General features: G+C 71.9%; 18 protein-coding genes. 2 read left to right on the plus strand and 16 right to left on the minus strand.

All coding sequences use genetic code 11. The features are described from left to right. Positions 1-314 precede the first annotated feature (314 nt). Positions 315-929, plus strand: a complete 615-nt coding sequence (locus ACOBQB_RS15905; RefSeq protein ID WP_423592411.1) for a Repetin — start codon at positions 315-317, stop codon at positions 927-929. Positions 930-1,133: 204 nt separating this feature from the next. Here ACOBQB_RS15905 and ACOBQB_RS15910 read toward each other — a convergent pair whose 3' ends face one another. The 9 genes from ACOBQB_RS15910 to fmt form a co-directional block, all read right to left on the minus strand. After that, positions 1,134-1,589, minus strand: coding sequence for an Lrp/AsnC family transcriptional regulator (locus tag ACOBQB_RS15910; protein WP_230899707.1), 456 nt, complete (start codon positions 1,587-1,589; stop codon positions 1,134-1,136). A 10-nt stretch (positions 1,590-1,599) separates the two neighbouring features. After that, entirely contained in the window at positions 1,600-3,069 is a 1,470-nt protein-coding gene (locus ACOBQB_RS15915; protein WP_423592413.1) for an amino acid permease, read from the minus strand. A 323-nt stretch (positions 3,070-3,392) separates the two neighbouring features. Beyond that, positions 3,393-4,859 (minus strand): GuaB1 family IMP dehydrogenase-related protein, encoded by a 1,467-nt coding sequence (locus tag ACOBQB_RS15920; protein WP_423592415.1) that lies wholly within the window; start codon positions 4,857-4,859, stop codon positions 3,393-3,395. 277 nt (positions 4,860-5,136) lie between these two features. Further along, a complete protein-coding gene (locus ACOBQB_RS15925; protein WP_423592417.1) occupies positions 5,137-5,553 on the minus strand; it encodes a barstar family protein in 417 nt (138 codons plus the stop codon). Next, the gene (locus ACOBQB_RS15930) at positions 5,553-5,975 is read right to left on the minus strand and encodes a ribonuclease domain-containing protein (RefSeq protein ID WP_423592419.1); all 423 of its coding nucleotides are present in this window, start codon (positions 5,973-5,975) and stop codon (positions 5,553-5,555) included. Before ACOBQB_RS15930 ends, ACOBQB_RS15925 begins: the two co-directional genes overlap by 1 nt. A 74-nt stretch (positions 5,976-6,049) precedes the next feature. Then, entirely contained in the window at positions 6,050-7,102 is a 1,053-nt protein-coding gene (locus ACOBQB_RS15935) for a sugar-binding transcriptional regulator (RefSeq protein WP_423592421.1), read from the minus strand. 89 nt (positions 7,103-7,191) lie between these two features. Beyond that, positions 7,192-7,878, minus strand: a complete 687-nt coding sequence (gene rpe / locus ACOBQB_RS15940) for a ribulose-phosphate 3-epimerase (RefSeq protein WP_423592422.1) — start codon at positions 7,876-7,878, stop codon at positions 7,192-7,194. 109 nt (positions 7,879-7,987) lie between these two features. Then, positions 7,988-9,496 (minus strand): RsmB/NOP family class I SAM-dependent RNA methyltransferase, encoded by a 1,509-nt coding sequence (locus ACOBQB_RS15945; protein ID WP_423592424.1) that lies wholly within the window; start codon positions 9,494-9,496, stop codon positions 7,988-7,990. A 65-nt stretch (positions 9,497-9,561) separates the two neighbouring features. After that, positions 9,562-10,503 (minus strand): methionyl-tRNA formyltransferase, encoded by a 942-nt coding sequence (gene fmt / locus ACOBQB_RS15950; protein ID WP_423592426.1) that lies wholly within the window; start codon positions 10,501-10,503, stop codon positions 9,562-9,564. Positions 10,504-10,732: 229 nt separating this feature from the next. On the opposite strand from fmt, the gene ACOBQB_RS15955 reads away from it, so the two are divergent. After that, a complete protein-coding gene (locus ACOBQB_RS15955) occupies positions 10,733-11,287 on the plus strand; it encodes a hypothetical protein (protein WP_423592428.1) in 555 nt (184 codons plus the stop codon). Positions 11,288-11,645: 358 nt separating this feature from the next. Here the strand turns inward: ACOBQB_RS15955 and ACOBQB_RS15960 are convergent, their stop codons facing one another. From ACOBQB_RS15960 to pyrF, 7 genes are all read right to left on the minus strand, one after another. Continuing rightward, complete coding sequence (locus ACOBQB_RS15960) at positions 11,646-13,829, minus strand: primosomal protein N' (protein WP_423592429.1); 2,184 nt, start codon at positions 13,827-13,829, stop codon at positions 11,646-11,648. Between the two features lie 104 nt (positions 13,830-13,933). Then, positions 13,934-15,142, minus strand: coding sequence for a methionine adenosyltransferase (gene metK / locus ACOBQB_RS15965; RefSeq protein WP_423592431.1), 1,209 nt, complete (start codon positions 15,140-15,142; stop codon positions 13,934-13,936). 396 nt (positions 15,143-15,538) lie between these two features. Further along, positions 15,539-16,741 carry a bifunctional phosphopantothenoylcysteine decarboxylase/phosphopantothenate--cysteine ligase CoaBC gene (gene coaBC, locus ACOBQB_RS15970; RefSeq protein ID WP_423592433.1) on the minus strand — a complete coding sequence of 401 codons (1,203 nt, stop codon included), beginning with the start codon at positions 16,739-16,741 and terminating at the stop codon, positions 15,539-15,541. Positions 16,742-16,868: 127 nt separating this feature from the next. Continuing rightward, positions 16,869-17,141 (minus strand): DNA-directed RNA polymerase subunit omega, encoded by a 273-nt coding sequence (rpoZ, locus tag ACOBQB_RS15975; RefSeq protein WP_005319902.1) that lies wholly within the window; start codon positions 17,139-17,141, stop codon positions 16,869-16,871. A 59-nt stretch (positions 17,142-17,200) separates the two neighbouring features. Further along, on the minus strand, positions 17,201-17,794 hold the full coding sequence (gmk, locus tag ACOBQB_RS15980; RefSeq protein ID WP_423592435.1) for a guanylate kinase: 594 nt from the start codon (positions 17,792-17,794) through the stop codon (positions 17,201-17,203). A 38-nt stretch (positions 17,795-17,832) separates the two neighbouring features. After that, positions 17,833-18,156, minus strand: coding sequence for an integration host factor (locus ACOBQB_RS15985; RefSeq protein ID WP_005319887.1), 324 nt, complete (start codon positions 18,154-18,156; stop codon positions 17,833-17,835). Between the two features lie 299 nt (positions 18,157-18,455). Then, entirely contained in the window at positions 18,456-19,301 is an 846-nt protein-coding gene (gene pyrF / locus ACOBQB_RS15990; RefSeq protein WP_423598518.1) for an orotidine-5'-phosphate decarboxylase, read from the minus strand. Positions 19,302-19,315 lie beyond the last annotated feature (14 nt).

Raw genomic sequence — 19,315 nt, forward strand, 5'->3', positions numbered from 1 at the left:
CAGGGCGTACGAAGGGGAAGGTGGGGTCCGTTAGACGGTACGGTCGGCGGCCTCACCGGGACAAGGCGCGACCGTTGCGGGCAGCCGCACGATCTGTTGCGCGTGGCGAGCTCCGAGCGGCGATTCATTGCGCGGGGAGACGCGCCTCACGTATCAGCGGTGTCCACCCACAGGCGCAGGGGCCGCGCGGCCGTCCCCACCGTACGGCGGAGGCGGGGTGCCGCCCGTGGCCGGACGTGCCGGGCCCCCGTTCCGCGAGAGCGTGAGAGCACCCGGAGAGACCGGGCGAACACCTCGCAGACGGAGGGCTTCCCGTGAGCCGTACGACCAACGACCGCGCCCTCGACCGCCGCCGCGGCCTGGCGGTGGGCGCCGCGCTCCTCGTGACCGCCGGGGCGGCCGGCGTGGCCGCCGCGTCCGGTCAGGACGAGCCCCGCCCCGCCACGTCGGCCGCCGCGCCGCAGACGAAGCGCGAGGCCGCCGCGCTCACCGGCTCGGCGAAGATGTACCGCAAGACCACGGAGGACGTGACGTTCACCTTCGACGCGCATCTGGCGGCGGAGAACAACGGCGACCCGTCGAAGGCGACCGGCACCTTCCGCTTCGTCCACCTCGACAAGCCCGGCGGCAAGGGCGGCTGGGCCGAGGGCCGCATCGACTGCCTGATGACCGGCGGCAAGGTGGCCACGGCAACCGGGATCATCACCGGCACCAACCTCAAGGACATCAAGGGCGGCCGGGTCGGCTTCACGATCCACGACACGGGCGGCACCGACCGCGTGGGCTACAGCTGGGCGGCGGTGGGCGGCCCCGACGGCACGAAGAAACTGCCGAAGTGCACCAGCTCGGCCCCGCACGAGAAGGTCAAGAGGGGCACGGGCGACTTCCACGTCACACCCTGGAAGGTCCCGTACCCGAAGGCCCCGTAAGGGGCGCGGGGAACTCCGCGACCAGCCCCAACGACGCCGCACCCAAAAACCCGCCCCAAGAGGCACCCCCCTAAGGGGCGCGGGGAACTCCGCGACAAGCCCCCACCAACCCGCACCCAGAGAACCGACCCCAAGCGGCACCCCACCCAAGGGGCGCGGGGAACTGCGCGACCAGCCATCACCGACCCGCAGCCAGGAAAAAACCTACGCCGGAGACCCCGAAGAGAATCTCCGCATCAACGGCGAAAGCACCAGCACAGACCTCGTCCGCTCAACGAACGGCTCCCCCGCGATCCGCTCAAGCACCCGCTCGAAATGCCGCATATCCGCAGCGAACACCTGGACGATCGCGTCCGCGTCCCCCGTGACGGTGGACGCGGACGCGACTTCCGGATACCGCTCAAGCCCCCGCTTGATCGCCTCCGGCGAGGTATTGCGGCGACAGTAGATCTCGATGAACCCCTCGGTCTCCCAGCCGAGCGCCGCGGGGTCCACCCGCACCGTGAAGCCCGTGATGGCTCCGGTGGCCCGCAGCCGGTCCACGCGCCGCTTGACGGCGGGCGCGGAGAGTCCGACCAGCTGGCCGATGTCGGCGTAGGAACGGCGGGCGTCCTCGGCGAGGGCGTGCACGATGCGTTCGTCGAGATCGTTCAGTCGCACGGGGGGTGGATCACTTTTCTGCTGTGGCCAATCGGGAGCGGCTCATGCCGTACAGGAAGTAGAACACGAGGCCGATGGCCATCCAGACACCGAACACGACCCAGGTCACGGAGTCGAGGCTGAACATGTTGTACGCGCAGAAGCCGAAGCCGAGCACGGGGAAGAGCCAGCCGAGCGGCACCCGGAACGTGCGCGGCATGTCGGGCCGGGTCCGGCGCAGCACGATGACGGCGATGTTGACCAGGCCGAAGGCGAAGAGCGTGCCGATGCTGGTGGCGTCGACGAGCTTGCCGAGCGGGATGACCGAGGCGAGGGCGCCGCAGAACAGGGAGACGATGACCGTGTTCACGCGGGGCGTGCCGGTCTTCTTGCTGACCTTGCCGAACGCCTTGGGGACCAGGCCGTCACGGGACATGGCGAAGAGCACACGGGTCTGGCCGTAGAGCACGGTCAGGACGACGGAGGCGATGGAGATGACCGCGCCGGCGGCGAGCAGCGTGCCCCAGAAGGTCTGGCCGCTGACGTCGTTCATGATCGCGGCGAGCGTGGCCTCGGAGCCCTCGAAGTCCTTCCAGTTCCAGGCACCGACGGCGACGGCGGCGACCAGGACGTAGAGGGCCGTGACGATGATCAGCGACAGCATGATCGCGCGGGGCAGGTCGCGCTGGGGGTTCTTGGCCTCCTCACCGGCGGTGGAGGCGGCGTCGAAGCCGATGTAGGAGAAGAACAGGCTCGCCCCGGCGGCGCTGACGCCGGCCATGCCGAGCGGCATGAAGTCGGAGTAGTTGCCGGACTTGAAGCCCATGAAGCCGATGGTGCAGAAGAGCACGAGCGCGGCGATCTTCACGATGACCATGATCGTGTTGGCCGTCGCCGACTCCTTGGCGCCGCCGAGCAGGAAGACCATGGCGAGCAGCACGACGATGAGGCCGGGCAGGTTGATGATGGCGCCGTCGACCTCGCCGGGCGCGGCGGAGAGCGCGTCCGGGATGGTGACGCCGATGGTGCCGTCGAGCAGTTCGTTCAGATACTCGCCCCAGCCGACGGCGACGGCCGCGACCGAGACGCCGTACTCCAGGACGAGACACCAGCCGCAGACCCAGGCGACGAGTTCGCCCATCGTTGCGTACGCGTACGAGTACGAGGAACCGGCGACGGGTATGGAGCCCGCCAGTTCCGCGTACGAGAGAGCCGAGAAGAGGGCGGTGAGTCCGGCGATCACGAAGGCCACGGTGACGGCGGGCCCGGCCTTGGGGACGCTCTCGCCGAGGACGACGAAGATGCCGGTGCCGAGCGTGGCACCGATGCTGATCATGGTGAGCTGCCACATGCCGAGGGAGCGCCTCAGCGAGCCTCCCTCACCCTGGCCACCCTCCGCGACCAGGAGTTCCACCGGCTTGCGGCGCATCAAACGGCCGCCGAGCCCGGTGGGTCCCGGCGGGCTTGGGCGGTTCTGCGGGGGTGCGCCTTGGTCGAGCACGTGCTGGCTCCTTCATCACTGCCGGTCACGGCGGCGAGGACCCGTGGCACCCGCGTCGGAAGACGGGAACCACCGAGCAGGCAGTCCCCGCCACACCACGTTCAGCGCCTGACTCTAAGGTCCGCGCCTTCCCGACCGTAATGCAGCAACCTTGCGCACCACCAGTTGATCATTGCGCACTTCCGGGTTATACGTGCCTTCGTTGCGCGGTCCGTTAAGTCCGTTGCGTTCCGCCCTTTCGCTCAGGACGGCGAAAGGCCCCCTCGGAGTGCTCCGAGGGGGCCTTTCGTGAGATGTCCGACACGTGTCCGGTACGGACGTGACTAGCTCCAGCTGGCGTGCAGCGGCTTGCCCTCCGCGTATCCGGCGGCGCTCTGGATGCCGACCGTGGCCTTCTCGGTGAACTCCGCGAGGGAGGCCGCGCCCGCGTAGGTGCAGGAGGAGCGGACGCCCGCGATGATCGAGTCGATCAGGTCCTCGACGCCCGGGCGGGTCGGGTCGAGGAACATGCGGGAGGTCGAGATGCCCTCCTCGAAGAGCGCCTTGCGGGCCCGGTCGTACGCCGACTCCTCGCTCGTGCGGTTGCGCACCGCGCGGGCGGAGGCCATGCCGAAGGACTCCTTGTACGCGCGGCCCTGGGCGTCGTGCTGGAGGTCGCCCGGGGACTCGTACGTCCCGGCGAACCAGGAGCCGATCATGACGTTCGAGGCACCGGCGGCCAGCGCCATGGCGACGTCGCGGGGGTGGCGGACACCGCCGTCGGCCCACACGTGCTTGCCGTACTTCTTCGCCTCGGCGGCGCACTCGAACACCGCGGAGAACTGCGGGCGGCCGACGCCGGTCATCATGCGCGTGGTGCACATGGCGCCGGGGCCCACGCCGACCTTGATGATGTCGGCGCCGGCCTCGATCAGGTCGCGCACACCCTCGGCGGCGACGATGTTGCCCGCGACGATCGGGACCCGCGGGTCCAGCGCGCGTACGGCCTTGACCGCGGCGATCATCGACTCCTGGTGGCCGTGCGCGGTGTCCACGACGAGCGTGTCGACGCCGGCGTCGAGGAGCTGCTTGGCCTTGCCCGCCACGTCGCCGTTGATGCCGACGGCGGCGGCGATGCGCAGGCCGCCGTTGGCGTCGACGGCCGGGGTGTAGAGGGTGGCGCGCAGGGCGCCGGTGCGGGTCAGGATGCCGGCGAGGCGGCCGTCCGTGTCCACGGCGGGGGCGTAGCGGCGGTTGGCGTGGTCCAGCTTGTTGAACGCGTCGCGCGGGTCGATGTCGGCGTCCAGGAGCAGCAGGTCCTTGGACATGACCTCGGAGAGCTGCGTGAAGCGGTCCACGCCGTTCAGGTCGGTGTCGGTGACGACGCCCACGGGCTTCTGGTCGGCGTCGACCACGACACCGGCGTTGTGCGCGCGCTTGGGCAGCAGGGCGAGCGCGTCCGCGACCGTCTGCGTGGGGGCCAGGACGATCGGGGTGTCCAGGACGTGGTGGCGCGTCTTCACCCAGGAGACGACCTCGGTGACGACCTCGATCGGGATGTCCTGGGGGATGACGACCAGCCCGCCGCGGCGGGCGACCGTCTCGGCCATCCGGCGGCCGGCGATCGCGGTCATGTTGGCGACGACCAGCGGAATCGTGGTGCCGGTGCCATCGGGCGAGGTGAGGTCGACGCCCTGACGGGAACCGACGGCGGAACGCCTCGGGACCATGAAGACGTCGTCGTACGTCAGGTCATAGGGAACCGGAGGAGTCGATACATGCCGCCCCGTACCGGGCTCAAGGAAACGCATAAGTCTCACATTTTCACGCGAAACGGCGCAGGTCACTCCCACGAAGACACAGCAAAACGCCCCCGACCATGTCTGGTCCTCCAAAGAGGTACGGGGGCTGATGCGCAGGACAGTGGGCCTGCCTTACGTCGAAAGGTTACCCGAGGTCGAACACTTCGGCGAGCCAACGGCCGACCCGGGGGGCTGCCCTTTTTTTCAGCGAGCGCGGCGGCAGGGCACCAACGGGGATTGGGCGGACGTCGTACCTCCGACCCCGGACCACCGACCACAGCCCGCTTCAAGCCCCGTCCCGCCCCGCAGGCCCCGGCCCCGGCCCCGGCCCCGGCCCGAGCCTGAGGACGATCTCCAGGCCCGTCTTCGCGCCCCGCCAGTGCTCGATCGCCGAGGAGAACACCTCCTGGGCGGTCTCCCACTCCTCCGGCGCGGCCCGCGCGTACTCCTGCCAGTCGGAGACGACGAGCAGCCTGCCGCGCGCGGGAGGCGCCCAGGACAGGTCGCCCAGGCAGTCGGCGAGGGCGTCCCAGTTGCGCCCGAACCAGTTGGGCAGGCCGAGGCCACGGGCGCAGCGCTCCATGAAGGCGGCCTTGTCCCGTACCCCGGCCAGGGAGAGCGCCGCGGTGGTCCACCCCGCGTCACGCGCCGCGTCGAGCACGGGCTGGAGCGGGTCGGGCGTGGTGTCGGTATCGCCGGGCATTACCTCAGCACCGCCTTGAAGGACGCGTAATGGTCATCGGTGTAGTAGATCTCGCCGCCGCTGCCGGTGACGATCCGCCGGGCCCCCCGGTCACGCTCGCCCGGGGTGCGGACGGTGTACTCCCGGTAGTAGCCGCGTGCGCGCCGGGGCAGCTCCCGCTCGAAGTTGCTGAAGACGGCGCCGTCCCTCTCGTACGGGAAGGGGCCCCCGTCGTCGATGCGGCGCAGCGTCCGCCGCGCCTCGGTGGGCAGCCGGTCGGCCCGGACGGTGTCCATGCCGCGCGCCCAGTCCGGCGGCGCGGAGGCTCCCGTCGAACATCCGCTCACCAGAACGGCGAGACAGACCAGCACGACCCCCACCAAGCGGCACGCCAAGCGGGGAACAAACCTGCTCACCAAGCGGGGAACAACGCTGTTCACCATGCATGAGACCCTGCCACAGCGGCCCGGCAGCGGCGCGGGGAACCGCGCCACCGGCCCCCATGGCCCGCGGCGACTCAGCTGCCGTCAGGGTCCGCCCGATTCAGCGCGGGCCGCGGCGGCGGCCCCGCCACCAGCAGCTGATCAGCCGCAGCCGTATCCGTGACGAGGCTGGTGACGAGCCCGGACCGCAGCACCGCGTCGATGGCCGCGGCCTTCCGCTGCCCGCCCGCGATGGCGACGACCTCAGGAATACGCCGGAGCCGGTCGGCCTCGACGGTGATGCACCGCTCCCCCAGATCCCGCCCCACCCGACGCCCCTCGGCGTCGAACAGGTGCGCGGACATCTCCGCGGCCACGCCCAGCGAGGCGTAATGCGCCCGCTCCTCGTCGCTGAGCATGTCGTGGACGGTGGAGATGCCCGGCTCCCAGGAGCCGATGGAGACCGCGGCGACCGTGACCTTGTCGAAGTACTCGAAGGCGCGGGCGATGCCGGTCTGGTTGCGCAGCGCCGCCGCGGTGGCGGGGTCCGGCAGCAGCATCGGCGCGTAGATGGGGTGTGCCTCGCCGCCGGAGACCTGGGCGGCCCTGCGCACGGCCTCGACCGAGCCGCGCTCGGCGGTCCCCGCGTCGTAGACCCCGGTCAGCTGCACGACCGTGCACGGCGGCAGCTGGTCGAGCGCCGCCGCCATGTGGATCGTGGAGCGGCCCCAGGCGAGGCCGAGCACGTCGCCCTCGGTGACGAGCTCGCCGAGCAGGTCCGCCGCGACCTCGCCGAGATTCTCGGGGTCGGGCGAGTCCTCGATCTCGTCGGTGGGCGCCGGGGACTCCACGACCACGGCGTGCCGCAGGCCGTAGCGGGCGCGCAGCGCGTCGGAGCGCTCGGCGTCCAGCTCCGCCGGGACCCGGATCTCGATGCGCACGAGATCCCGCTCCAGGGCCGTCTCCAGGACCCGGGCCACCTTGAAGCGGCTGACGCCGAACTCCTCGGCGATCTGGATCTTGGATTTGCCCTCAAGGTAGAAGCGGCGGGCCATGGCCGCCGCCTGCACCAGCTCCGCGGGGCCCATCCGCATGGCTGACCGACCCGCCGACATGGCCGACACGGCGCTCTCCTCACTGCTGTTCACAAACTGGGTTCGCCGTTCATCCTTGCAGATCCGGCCTAGTCGATCAGCCCTGAGGGACTGCGTTCACGTTCCTGTGGCTCAGGGGTGGCTCAGTGGTCGCACGCCCAGGCACTTGACGCGGTCTTTGCCGTCGCTTGGGCACGCAATGAACGTACCGCTTCCGCCGGGTCCTTGGCGCCGTAGACGGCCGAGCCCGCGACGAAGACATCGGCGCCTGCCTCCGCGCAGCGCTCGATGGTGTCGGCGGAGACACCGCCGTCGACCTGGAGCCACAGCTCCAGACCGTGCTTGCCGATCAGCTCACGCGTGCGACGGATCTTGGGCAGCATGATGTCGAGGAACGCCTGTCCGCCGAAGCCCGGCTCGACCGTCATGATCAGCAGCATGTCGAGCTCGCGCAGCAGGTCCTCGTACGGCTCGATGGGCGTCGCCGGCTTCAGCGCCATGGAGGCGCGGGCGCCCTTGGCGCGGATCTCGCGGGCGAGGCGGACCGGAGCGGCGGCGGCCTCCGCGTGGAAGGTGACGGATCCGGCGCCCGCCTCGACGTACTGCGGCGCCCAGCGATCGGGGTCCTCGATCATCAGGTGGCAGTCCAGGGGCGTGTCCGTCGCCCGGGCCAGCGACTCCACGATCGGCACGCCGAGGGTCAGGTTCGGGACGAAGTGGTTGTCCATCACGTCGACATGGAGCCAGTCGGCGCCCTCGACAGCCTTGGCCTCGTCGGCAAGGCGGGCGAAGTCCGCGGACAGGATGCTGGGATTGATCTGCACGGCCATGCCCCAAGCCTGCCATGCCCGGCGCACGCCGCCGACCCCGGTCCGAGCCGTGGACCGACCCGGCGGACCGCCGGATCAGTCCGCCCACCGGATCGGTCCGCCCACCGCGTCAGGCGGTCCGCCGGATCAGCGCCAGATACATCGCGTCCGTTCCGTGCACATGCGGCCACAGCTGTACGTCGGGGCCGTCCCCCAGCGCCGGGACGCCGGGCAGCAGGGGTCGCGCGTCGAGCAGTTCGGCGCCGTCGGCGTGCTTGAGGACGTCGTCGACGACCGCGCGGGTCTCGGCCAGGTGCGGTGAGCAGGTGGCGTACCCGACGACGCCGCCGATCCGTACGGACTCCAACGCCGTGCGCAGCAGGGAGCGTTGGAGCGGGGCGAAGCCGTCCAGGTCCTGCGGGCGGCGGCGCCAGCGGGCCTCCGGGCGGCGGCGCAGCGCCCCGAGGCCGGTGCAGGGCACGTCCACCAGGACGCGGTCGAAGGTGCCGGGGCGCCACGGCGGGCGGGTGCCGTCGGCGGCGATGACCTGGTAGGGACCCGGGTTGCCGTCGAGCGCGTTCGCGACGAGGCCGGCCCGGTGCGGCTGCTTCTCGGCGGCGAGCAGCGCGGCGCCGCGCTGAGCGGCGAGCCCGGCCAGCATGGCCGCCTTGCCGCCGGGTCCCGCGCAGCCGTCCAGCCACTTCGTGTCGGGGCCCTCCAGCGGGGCGTTCGCGAGGGCGAGCGCGACGAGCTGGCTGCCCTCGTCCTGCACACCGGCGCGGCCCTCCCGCACCGCCTCGATCAGGCCCGGCTCCCCGCCCTCGCTGAGCCGCACGGCATACGGCGACCAGCGGCCCGGCAGCGCCGACTCCTCGCCCACCGAGTCGAGCAGCTCATCGGCGGTGGAGCGGCCGGGCCGGGCGACGAGCGTGACCTCCGGGCGTTCGTTGTCGGCTTCGAGCAGGTCCTCGATCCCGGCGCGGCCGCCGCCGAGCGCGTCCCACAGCGCCGAGACGACCCACCGGGGGTGCGAGTGCACGACGGCGAGGTGGTCCTCGGGGTCCTCGTCGTAAGGCGGCGCGACCTTCGCCACCCAGCCGTCGAGATCGTCCTGGGCGACCTTGCGGAGCACGGCGTTCACGAACTTGGCCCGCCCGTCGCCGAGCACCACGCGCGCCAGCTCCACCGAGGCGGAGACGGCGGCGTGCGTCGGGATGCGCGTGCCGAGCAGCTGGTGCACGCCGAGGTTGAGCACGTCGAGCACCGGCGGGTCGACCTCGCGCAGCGGCCGGTCGATGCAGGCCGCCACGATCGAGTCGTACGTGCCCTGGCGGCGCAGCGTCCCGTAGACAAGCTCGGTGGCGAGCGCCGCGTCCCGCGCGTCGAACTTCTCGGGGCCCTCCTTCTCCCTGGCCTTGCGCAGCAGGGGCGGCAGGACGAGGTTCGCGTACGCGTCACGCTCGTCCACGGCCCGCAGCGCCTCGAAGGCGAGGAAGCGGACGGGGTCCTTCTGAGGCCGGCGGTACGGCTTGCCGGGCTTCCCGGACTTCCCGGGCCCGCCGGAGGACTTCCCCGGGTTGCCGGACTTCGCCGGGTCGCCGGAGGGCTTGCGGGGGCGCCGGTTCGGCTGGTCGTTCAAAGGTGCTCCGCTGCTGGAATGGGTCGAACCCACTCAGCCTACGTCCCCGCTCAGCCTGCCCCCACTCAGCCCGCGTCGCCGCCGAGACGCTCATCGGGGGCGATCCGCACCCCGCGCGCCCAGTCGGCACCGCGCATCGGCTTCTTGCCCTGCGGCTGGACCCAGAGCAGCTCCACGGCGTGCGAGCCGGAACCGACGTACACGTTGTTCTTGGCGGCGGCCAACTCGCCGGGCGCGAGATCGGTGCGGTCGGGCACGAGCGCCGCCTGGATGATCTTCAGCCGCTCGCCGCGGAAGACGGTCCAGGCACCGGGCGCGGGCGTGCAGCCGCGCACCACGCGGTCGACGCGCAGGGCGGGCGCGGCCCAGTCCACCTGGGCGTCCTCGACGGTGATCTTCGGGGCGAGGGTGACGCCGTCGGCCGGCTGCGGCACCGCCTTGAGGCTGCCGTCCCCGATGCCGTCCATGGTGGCGACGAGCAGCCCGGAGCCCGCGAAGGCGAGGCGGGTGAGCAGGTCGCCGCTGGTGTCGGTGGGCCGCACCTCCTCCGTGACCGTGCCGTACACCGGCCCGGAGTCGAGCCCCTGCTCGATCAGGAACGTCGAGGCGCCCGTGATCTCATCGCCCGCCATCACGGCGTGCTGCACGGGCGCGGCACCGCGCCAGGCGGGCAGCAGCGAGAAGTGCAGATTGACCCAGCCGTGGGCCGGGATGTCGAGGGCGACCTTGGGCAGCAGCGCTCCATAGGCGACGACGGGGCAGCAGTCCGGCCCGATCTCCCGCAGCCGCGCCAGGAACTCCTCGTCGCGTGGCTTCGCGGGCTTCAGCACCTCGATGCCCGCCTCCTGCGCGCGCTCCGCGACGGGGCTCGCGACGAGCCTGCGGCCACGGCCCGCGGGCGCGTCCGGGCGGGTCACGACGGCGGCCACCTCGTGCCGGTCGGAGGCGATCAGGGCGTCCAGCGCGGGGACGGCGACCTCAGGGGTGCCTGCGAAGACGAGCTTCACTGGGTGGTACCTCGGATCTCTGGTGGGAGCGACGGCAGCGCACCAGTCTATGGGCGGCGGTCGTTGACGCACGTGGGGGCGTACGTACTGACGCGCGCCCTGTGCATATGCGCATACGCCCCTGCACCGTGACCCCACACGCGCTAGCGCGTTGGTCAAGTAAGAGTTGACCACAATGGGCCGCGGTCGCGGCTCGATCCTTTTCAACGCCGGTTCGAGAGGCTTGTTCATGGCCGACCACGCAACCCACGACGCCCAGGCACGGGCCAGCCTGCACCTCTTGGTGCGGGACATCGAGCGGGTCCGCCGGCAGGTGGACGCACTGCGCACCCTCACCGCCCAGCTCGGCAACGTCTACCGCCCGCGCCGCTCCAGCCCGTCCGCGGGCTTCGTCGTGTACGGGCGGGCCCCCGCCCCGACCGTCCGCCTCGCCCAGGAACTGCGGGACAGCGTCGAGACGCTGGTCACCGCGGCGGTGGACTTCGACCGCTCGCTCGGGTTCTCGTGGGACGCGGTGGGCTCGGCCCTCGGGGTCACCAAGCAGGCGGTCCACCGCCGTTACGGCGCCCGGCGGGCCACCACGCAGGCGGCGGCCGAGGCGGAGCGGGCGACGGACGTCTCGGCGCCGACCGCGACGACCACGGCCACCCGCCCGATCCCGGTCGGCGCTCCCTTGCCGTCCGTCCCGGCGGCCCGCACGATGCCGACCCAGCCGACGGCGGGCAGCCCCGCCCTCCGCGACGAAGCCAGGCCGAGCGCGTTCCCGGGCCCACGCAACGGCTGACTCCGGGCACGCTTAGCGGCTGGGCCGTACCCCACCCGCCACACGATTCTCCCGGGTTCCACGACCACTGCCTCTTCGCCGCGCTGCCTCTCTGGGCACGGCGAAGAGGCAGTCGTGTGCTGTCTGCCTGCGGCGGGGGCAGGGGCAGCCTCCTTGCCCGCGGGGAAGAGCCAGCCACTTGCCGTGCCGCTGCTGCTTCCTCACCTGCGGTACAACAGCGCACGTATGCCGTTCGCCTGCGGTTGAGGCGCGGCAGCCACATGCCCCCGCCACCTCTTGAACGGCGGCGAAGCGGCAGCCCACGCCGGCCTCTGATCCCCCGACGAGCCAGCCGCACCCCCGCCCCGCGACAGACCCCTCAGCCGATGTCCAGCGGGTCCACCCGGATCCGTACCGGCTCGGCGGCGCCGTCCCGGCTTCCCCGGGCGCCCCGGGCCATCCGTGCGGCCTGCGCCGCCTTCAGCGAGGCGGCGAGCGCGGCACCGCTGCCCGGCGGCACGCGGATCAGTACCCGCTCCCACTGCTCACCGACGGGCGCCGCGCCGGGCCGCCGCGTGGGGCCGGGCCCGGCGTCCCGCACCGGCACGGGGCCCAACACCACGGCGTCCGGCGGCAGTTCGGCACCGGCGAGGAACCCCGCGAGCGCCTCCGGCGGCCCCGAGACCGCCGCCATCCGCGACACCGGCGGGAAGCCCAGCTCGGCCCGGTCCGCGAGCTCCCGCACCGCGTGCCCCACGGGGTCCCAGCGCACCAGCGCCTGCACGGGCCGCAGCGTCGGCTCGGCGACGACCACCACGGTGCCGCCCGCACCCTGCGGACGTACGAGCGAGGCGGCGCCGATCCACCGCCGCAGCGCGTCCTCGCCCGCCCGCAGATCGGGACGGCTCAGCATGGCCCAGCCGTCCAGCAGCAGGGCGGCGGCGTAACCGCCGTCGGCGACCGGTTCCGCCCCGGGCGTGCTCACCACCAGCGCGGGCGCTCCCGGCACCGTGTCGAGCACCTGCTCGCGCCCCGACGTCCGTACCGGCACCGCCGGAAACGCCCGGCCCAGCTCCTCGGCCGTCCGCCGCGCCCCCACGACCTGGGCCCGCAGCCGGAACCCGCCGCAGGAATCGCAGTGCCAGGCGGCCTCCTCGACCCCGCACCAGCCGCACCGCAGCGCGGCGCCGCCGCCCTCCTGCGCCTCCAGCGGACCGGCGCACCGGCGGCATCGCGCGGGCTCCCGGCACCGCTCGCACGCGAGCCGCGGCACATAGCCGCGCCGGGGCACCTGCACCAGGACGGGCCCGTGCTTCAGCCCTTCCCGTACGACCCGCCAGGCCAGTGTCGGCAGCCGCGCGGCCCGCGCCGCCTCGTCGCGGGCGAGGTCCCCGTCGCCCACAGTGCGCACGAGCGGCGCCGCACCCCGGACCTGCTCGCGATCGGCGACCAAAGGCGCGGCCCAGCCGCTCTCGACGAGCTGCGCGGCCTCGACCGTGCAGCTCCAACTCCCCAGCAGGAAACCGCACTTGTCGCGTGTGGCCCGCAGCTCCAGCACCTCCCGCACATGCGGAAAGGGGGCGCGGTCCTCGCTGTGGTTGGAGTCGCCGTCGTCCCAGACGGCCACCAGCCCGAGGTTCCGCACGGGCGCGAACATGGCGGCCCGCGTCCCGACGACGGCCCGCACCTCTCCCCGGCGCACGGACAGCCACTCCCGATAGCGCCGCTCCTGCCCGGCGTCGGCGGTCAGCACCGCGTGCTGCCCCTCGCCGAGGAGCGCGGTGAGCGCGGCGTCCACGCGCGCGGCGGGCCGCCCGGTCGGTACGACGACGAGCGCGCCCCGTCCGGAGGCGAGCGTGGCCCGCACGGCGCGGGCGATCTCCTCGGCCCACTGCGGCCCGGGCAGCGCGGTCCATACCGCACGCGGCGCCCCTCCCGAGGCCAGCGCCCCGAGGAACTCTGCCCCGTGCCCGTACCGCCGCCAGGTCCCCGCCTCCGGGGCGGCCGGCGGCGCCGGAGGGGCGGCGGCCGCCCGGGACTCGGCGCGCGCGTGGCGGGGCGGGACCGCCAGCTGCAACACATCGGCGAGGCTTCCCGCGTACCGGTCGGCGACGGCGCGGGCGAGTCCGAGCAGCCCGGCGTCGAGGACCGGTTCCGGCGAGACGACCTGCGCCAGGGCGGCCAGCGGCCCGCTGTACTCGCTCTCGGCGCACCGCTCGACGATGAACCCGTCGATCAGCCCGCCGCCCTCACGCCGTCCGTCGCGCACGTTCCGCGACCCGGCCCCGAAGCGCACGCGGACCCGGACGCCGGGCTGTGCGGCCGCGTCCAGCTCCTCGGGCACGGCATAGTCGAAGTACCGGTCGAGATGCAGCACTCCCTTGTCCACCAGCACCCGCGCCACGGGCAGCTCCTTGGCCAGCGCGGCCCCCCGCCACGTCCGCGGCTTGGCCCGCGGCACCTTGGCCCCCCGCACACTCTCCCGAATCAGCGCGAGCTGCTCGGCCTCAGGCACCCCACCCCCGGCACCCTCACCCACACCCGACCCGTTCTCGCTGCTCACAGCAGCATTCCTACCAGACCGTACTGACAGCGCCGCAAGAACGGCCGAGGCCCGGCACCCCACCAGGGGCACCGGGCCTCACCGCGAACCGAACGTTGCGAGGACTACAGCCCCGCCGCCTTCCGCAGCGCGTCCACGCGGTCCGTGCGCTCCCACGTGAAGTCGGGGATCGCCCGGCCGAAGTGGCCGTACGCGGCGGTCTGGGAGTAGATCGGGCGGAGCAGGTCGAGGTCGCGGATGATCGCGGCCGGGCGCAGGTCGAAGACCTCGGCGATGGCCGTCTCGATCTTCTCGGTGTCGACCGTGGCCGTGCCGAAGGTCTCGACGAAGAGGCCGACCGGCTCGGCCTTGCCGATCGCGTACGCCACCTGGACCTCGCAGCGGGCCGCGAGGCCGGCCGCGACGACGTTCTTGGCGACCCAGCGCATCGCGTACGCGGCGGAGCGGTCGACCTTGGACGGGTCCTTGCCGGAGAAGGCGCCGCCGCCGTGGCGGGCCATGCCGCCGTACGTGTCGATGATGATCTTGCGGCCGGTGAGGCCGGCGTCGCCCATCGGGCCGCCGATCTCGAAGCGGCCGGTGGGGTTGACCAGGAGGCGGTAGCCCTCGGTCTCCAGCTTGATGCCGTCCTCAAGGAGGGCCTTCAGCTCGGGCTCGACCACGAACTCACGGATGTCCGGAGCAAGGAGCGAGTCCAGGTCGATGTCGCTCGCGTGCTGCGAGGAGACCACGACCGTGTCGAGCCGGACGGCCTTGTCGCCGTCGTACTCGATGGTGACCTGGGTCTTGCCGTCGGGGCGCAGGTACGGGATGGTCCCGTTCTTGCGGACCTCGGACAGGCGCCGCGAGAGGCGGTGCGCGAGGTGGATCGGGAGCGGCATCAGCTCCGGCGTCTCGTCGCAGGCGTAGCCGAACATCAGGCCCTGGTCGCCCGCGCCCTGCTTGTCCAGCTCGTCCTCGTCGCCTTCCACACGCTGTTCGTAAGCCGTGTCGACGCCCTGCGCGATGTCGGGGGACTGCGAGCCGATGGACACCGACACGCCGCAGGAGGCGCCGTCGAAGCCCTTCTTCGAGGAGTCGTAACCGATCTCGAGGATCTTGTCGCGCACGAGCTGCGCGATCGGCGCGTACGCCTTCGTCGTGACCTCGCCGGCCACGTGGACGAGGCCGGTGGTGATCAACGTCTCCACGGCGACCCGGGAGGTCGGGTCCTCCCGCAGAAGCGCGTCGAGAATGGTGTCGCTGATCTGGTCAGCGATCTTGTCGGGGTGACCCTCGGTCACAGACTCCGAGGTGAAGAGGCGCCGGGACACATCGCTCCCTGTGGTTGCAGCGGCTGCTGTCTGATCATTGGTGAACGGCCGGGAGCTGCGCCCGACGTCGTCCGAGACCAGTTTATCGGTCACACTCGTCCGCCGGACCACATATCTCGCCACTTGGGAGCCCTGTGACCTGCGGCACTGCCTTGTGCGGTACGACGATCAGTCCCCGCCAAGGGGCTTCACCCCGATTTCCCCGGGTTTGAGGCCCCTGGTGAGACGAAGATGACAGTGAGCCCCGCCGGTGGGTCTCGTCAAGTAACACGTCACATTGTGGCCGAGTTCCGCCAAGAGACGAAAGACGGCGGATGGACGGTCGCGAAAAGCCGGACAAAGACGACCACGGACGGTCAGAGATGTCCGGGCCGTTTCAGGATGCCCCGCACCGTCTCAGGACAGCCGCCGCGCGACCAGGTCCCACACCGTGTCCGCGAGCGCTTCCTTCGGCCCGTACGGCACCGGCGTCTCGCTGCCGTCCGCGCCGAGCACGACGGCCTCGTTCTCCTCGGAGCCGAACGTCTTGCGCTCGCCGACCTCGTTGACGACGAGCAGGTCGCACCCCTTGCGTTCGAGCTTGGCGCGGCCGTTGGCGAGGACGTCGTCCGTCTCTGCGGCGAAGCCGACGATCACCTGGCCCGGACGCGCCCGCTCCCCCGCGATCTCGGCGAGGATGTCGGGGTTGCGGACCAGGGCGATGGGCGCCGGCTCCTGGCCGTCCTTCTTCTTGATCTTGCCCGCCGCGTACGTCTCGGGCCGGAAGTCGGCCACGGCGGCCGCCATCACCACGGCGTCGGCGTCGGCCGCGGCCTTCAGGACGGCCTCGCGCAGCTGCACGGCGGTGCCCACCGGCACGACGTCGACGCCCGCCGGGTCCGGCAGGGCCGCGTTCGCCGCCACGAGCGTGACGCGGGCGCCCCGTGCCGCCGCGCTCCGGGCGAGCGCGTACCCCTGCTTGCCGGAGGAGCGGTTGCCGAGGAAGCGCACCGGGTCGAGGGGCTCGCGGGTCCCGCCGGCGCTGACGACGACGTGGCGCCCGGCGAGGTCCTGCGTCAGATCACCGCGCGCGAGGACACGGCGTACGACCTCGAAGAGCTCCGCGGGGTCCGGGAAGCGGCCCTTGCCCGTGTCCACGCCGGTGAGGCGGCCGACGGCGGGCTCGACGACCAGGGCGCCGCGGCGGCGCAGCGTGGCGACGTTCTCCTGCGTGGCCGGGTGCTCCCACATCTCCGTGTGCATGGCCGGGGCGAAGACCACCGGACAGCGGGCGGTGAGGAGCGTGTTGGTGAGGAGGTCGTCGGCGAGGCCGTGGGCCGCCTTGGCGAGCATGTCGGCGGTGGCGGGAGCGACGATCACGAGGTCGGCGTGCTGGCCGATACGGACGTGCGGCACCTCGTGGACGTCCGACCAGACCTCGGTCGAGACGGGGTGGCCGGAGAGCGCGGACCAGGTCGCGGCGCCGACGAAGTGCAGCGCCGACGCGGTCGGCACGACGCGCACATCATGGCCCGACTCGGTCAACCGCCGCAGCAACTCGCACGCCTTGTAGGCGGCGATGCCACCGCTGACCCCCAGAACGACCTTGGGCTTGTCCACCGTCCGTGCCTCCCCGCACTTGGATCTCCGCGACCGGAGACGTTCGACTCCATGACACACCACAGGCCCGGCAGTCGCGCTGCCGGGCCTGTGGTGAAGTACGTGTGCTGTGAAGCTGAGCCGCTGCCTACTGGGCGGGGCCCTCGATGGCCTCGGACGTCAGCAGGCCCGCGTTGATCTCGCGGAGCGCGATCGAGAGGGGCTTCTCGTGGACGTGGGTGTCCACCAGGGGGCCGACGTACTCCAGGAGGCCCTCACCGAGCTGCGAGTAGTACGCGTTGATCTGGCGCGCGCGCTTGGCGGCGTAGATCACGAGGCTGTACTTCGAGTCGGTGGCTTCGAGCAGCTCATCAATCGGCGGGTTGATGATGCCCTCGGGCGCGGTGATGGAAGAGGACACGCTCTGCCTTCCGGTGGGATCAAGTGAGTCAAGACCAGAAGTCAAGACAGGGGTACAGATCAGAGAACTTTCATCAAGGCTAGCAGCTCACGGGCCACGTCCTCGACGGAGGTGTTGACCAGGGTGGTGTCGAACTCGGCCTCGGCCGCCAGCTCGATCTTCGCCGCGGCCAGCCTGCGCTCGATCACCTCGGGTGCCTCGGTCCCCCGGCCGGTGAGCCGGCGGACCAGCTCGTCCCAGCTCGGCGGGGCGAGGAAGACCAGCTGCGCCTCGGCCATCGACTCGCGCACCAGGCGCGCGCCCTGGAGGTCGATCTCCAGGAGGACGGGCTCACCGGCCTCCAGGCGTTCGAGGACCGCACGCCGCGGGGTGCCGTAGCGGTTGCCCGCGAATTCGGCCCACTCCAGGAGCTCGCCGTTGGCGATCAGCTTGTCCATCTCCTCGTCGGAGACGAAGAAGTACTGGACTCCGTGCTTCTCACCGGGGCGCGGCTTGCGCGTGGTGGCGGAGACCGAGAGCCAGACGTCGGGGTGTTCCTTGCGCATATGAGCGACGACCGTGCTCTTGCCGACCCCGGAGGGGCCGGAGAGCACGGTCAGCCGCGGACGTACGTCCGGGGGTACGGGGGTCGTCCCCCGGGATGTTGCAGCCATGCAGCGATTATCCAGGTTCTCAGGAGTGCCTGAGAACGTCAGGCAGCGCCACCGCCGAACTCGCGCTCAAGAGACGCGATCTGATTGGAGCCGAGACCGCGCACACGGCGGCTCTCGGAGATGCCAAGACGCTCCATGATCTGCTTGGCGCGGACCTTGCCCACGCCCGGCAGGGACTCCAGGAGGGCGGAGACCTTCATCTTGCCGATGACATCGTTCTCCTGGCCCTGCTTGATGACCTCGTGAAGCGAGGCGCCGGAGTGCTTGAGTCGATTCTTGACCTCGGCCCGCTCCCGGCGAGCCGCGGCGGCCTTTTCGAGCGCGGCTGCGCGCTGTTCAGGGGTAAGGGGCGGAAGAGCCACGCCTACGTCACCTCGGATGTCGAACTGTCGGATACGGACCGGTGAGGAACCTATTCGCCCCACACCAGGGGAGCAACGTGCAACGCGCTTGCTCGTTGGCTCCCTCGGAGACTAGCGGCCATGGCCGCTGGAGTCAGCGAGAACAGACGAAAAGTCCTGGTCAGCCTCTGTCGAGCCGTACATATCGGGCATATCGACTCCGATTTGAGCCAGCGAGTCGTCGGTGAGCCCTCAGTGAGCCCTCACCGAGTCGCCGGTGAACCGGCGGCGAGAGCCAAGCGCGCGCCCCGCCGTCCCGTTCACGCTGCCTCGACCGCGGCCCGGATCTCGTCCGCGAAGCGCTCCGCGGCACCCCGCAGGCCCGCCGCATCCGGCCCGTACCGCAGCACGCCCCGGCTGACGCTCGGCACGACATTGCGTACGGCCGCTCCGAAGACGCCCGGCAGATCCGCTGGAGTCGCGCCCTGGGCGCCGATCCCGGGGGCGAGCAGCGGGCCGTTGACGCCGAGGTCGTACGAGGAGAGGTCGCCCAGCGTCGCGCCGACGACGGCCCCGAAGGACCCCAGGGGCGCCTGCCCGGCGTTCTCGTCGGCGAGGTGCCCGAGGACGGTGGCCGCGACCGTGCGGCCGTCCTCGCGGAGCGCGTGCTGCACCTCGGCGCCCTCCGGGTTGGACGTGAGGGCGAGCACGAAGAGGCCCGCGCCGTTCTCGCGGGCCAGTTCGACGGCCGGCTTCAGGGAGCCGTAGCCGAGGTAGGGCGAGACCGTGAGCGCGTCGCTGAACAGCGGCGAGTCCTTGTGCAGGAAGGTCTCGGCGTACGCGGCCATGGTCGAGCCGATGTCGCCGCGCTTGGCGTCCATGACGACCAGGGCCCCGGCCGCCCGCAGCTCGGCGACCGCCTTCTCCAGGACGGCGATGCCGCGCGACCCGAAGCGCTCGAAGAACGCGCTCTGCGGCTTGAAGACGGCGACGGTCCCGGCGAGCGTCTCGACGACGGTCCGCGTGAACCGCTCCAAGCCCGCGATGTCGTCGTCCAGGCCCCAGGCGGACAGCAGCGAGGCGTGCGGGTCGATGCCGACGCAGAGCGGGCCCCGCTCGTCCATGGCGCGGCGCAGGCGCGTACCGAAGGGTTCGAGGGCGCTCATGCGGATCTCCTCGG

The sequence above is a fragment of the Streptomyces sp. G5(2025) genome (genome assembly GCF_049542075.1).
Classification (GTDB): Bacteria; Actinomycetota; Actinomycetes; order Streptomycetales; family Streptomycetaceae; genus Streptomyces.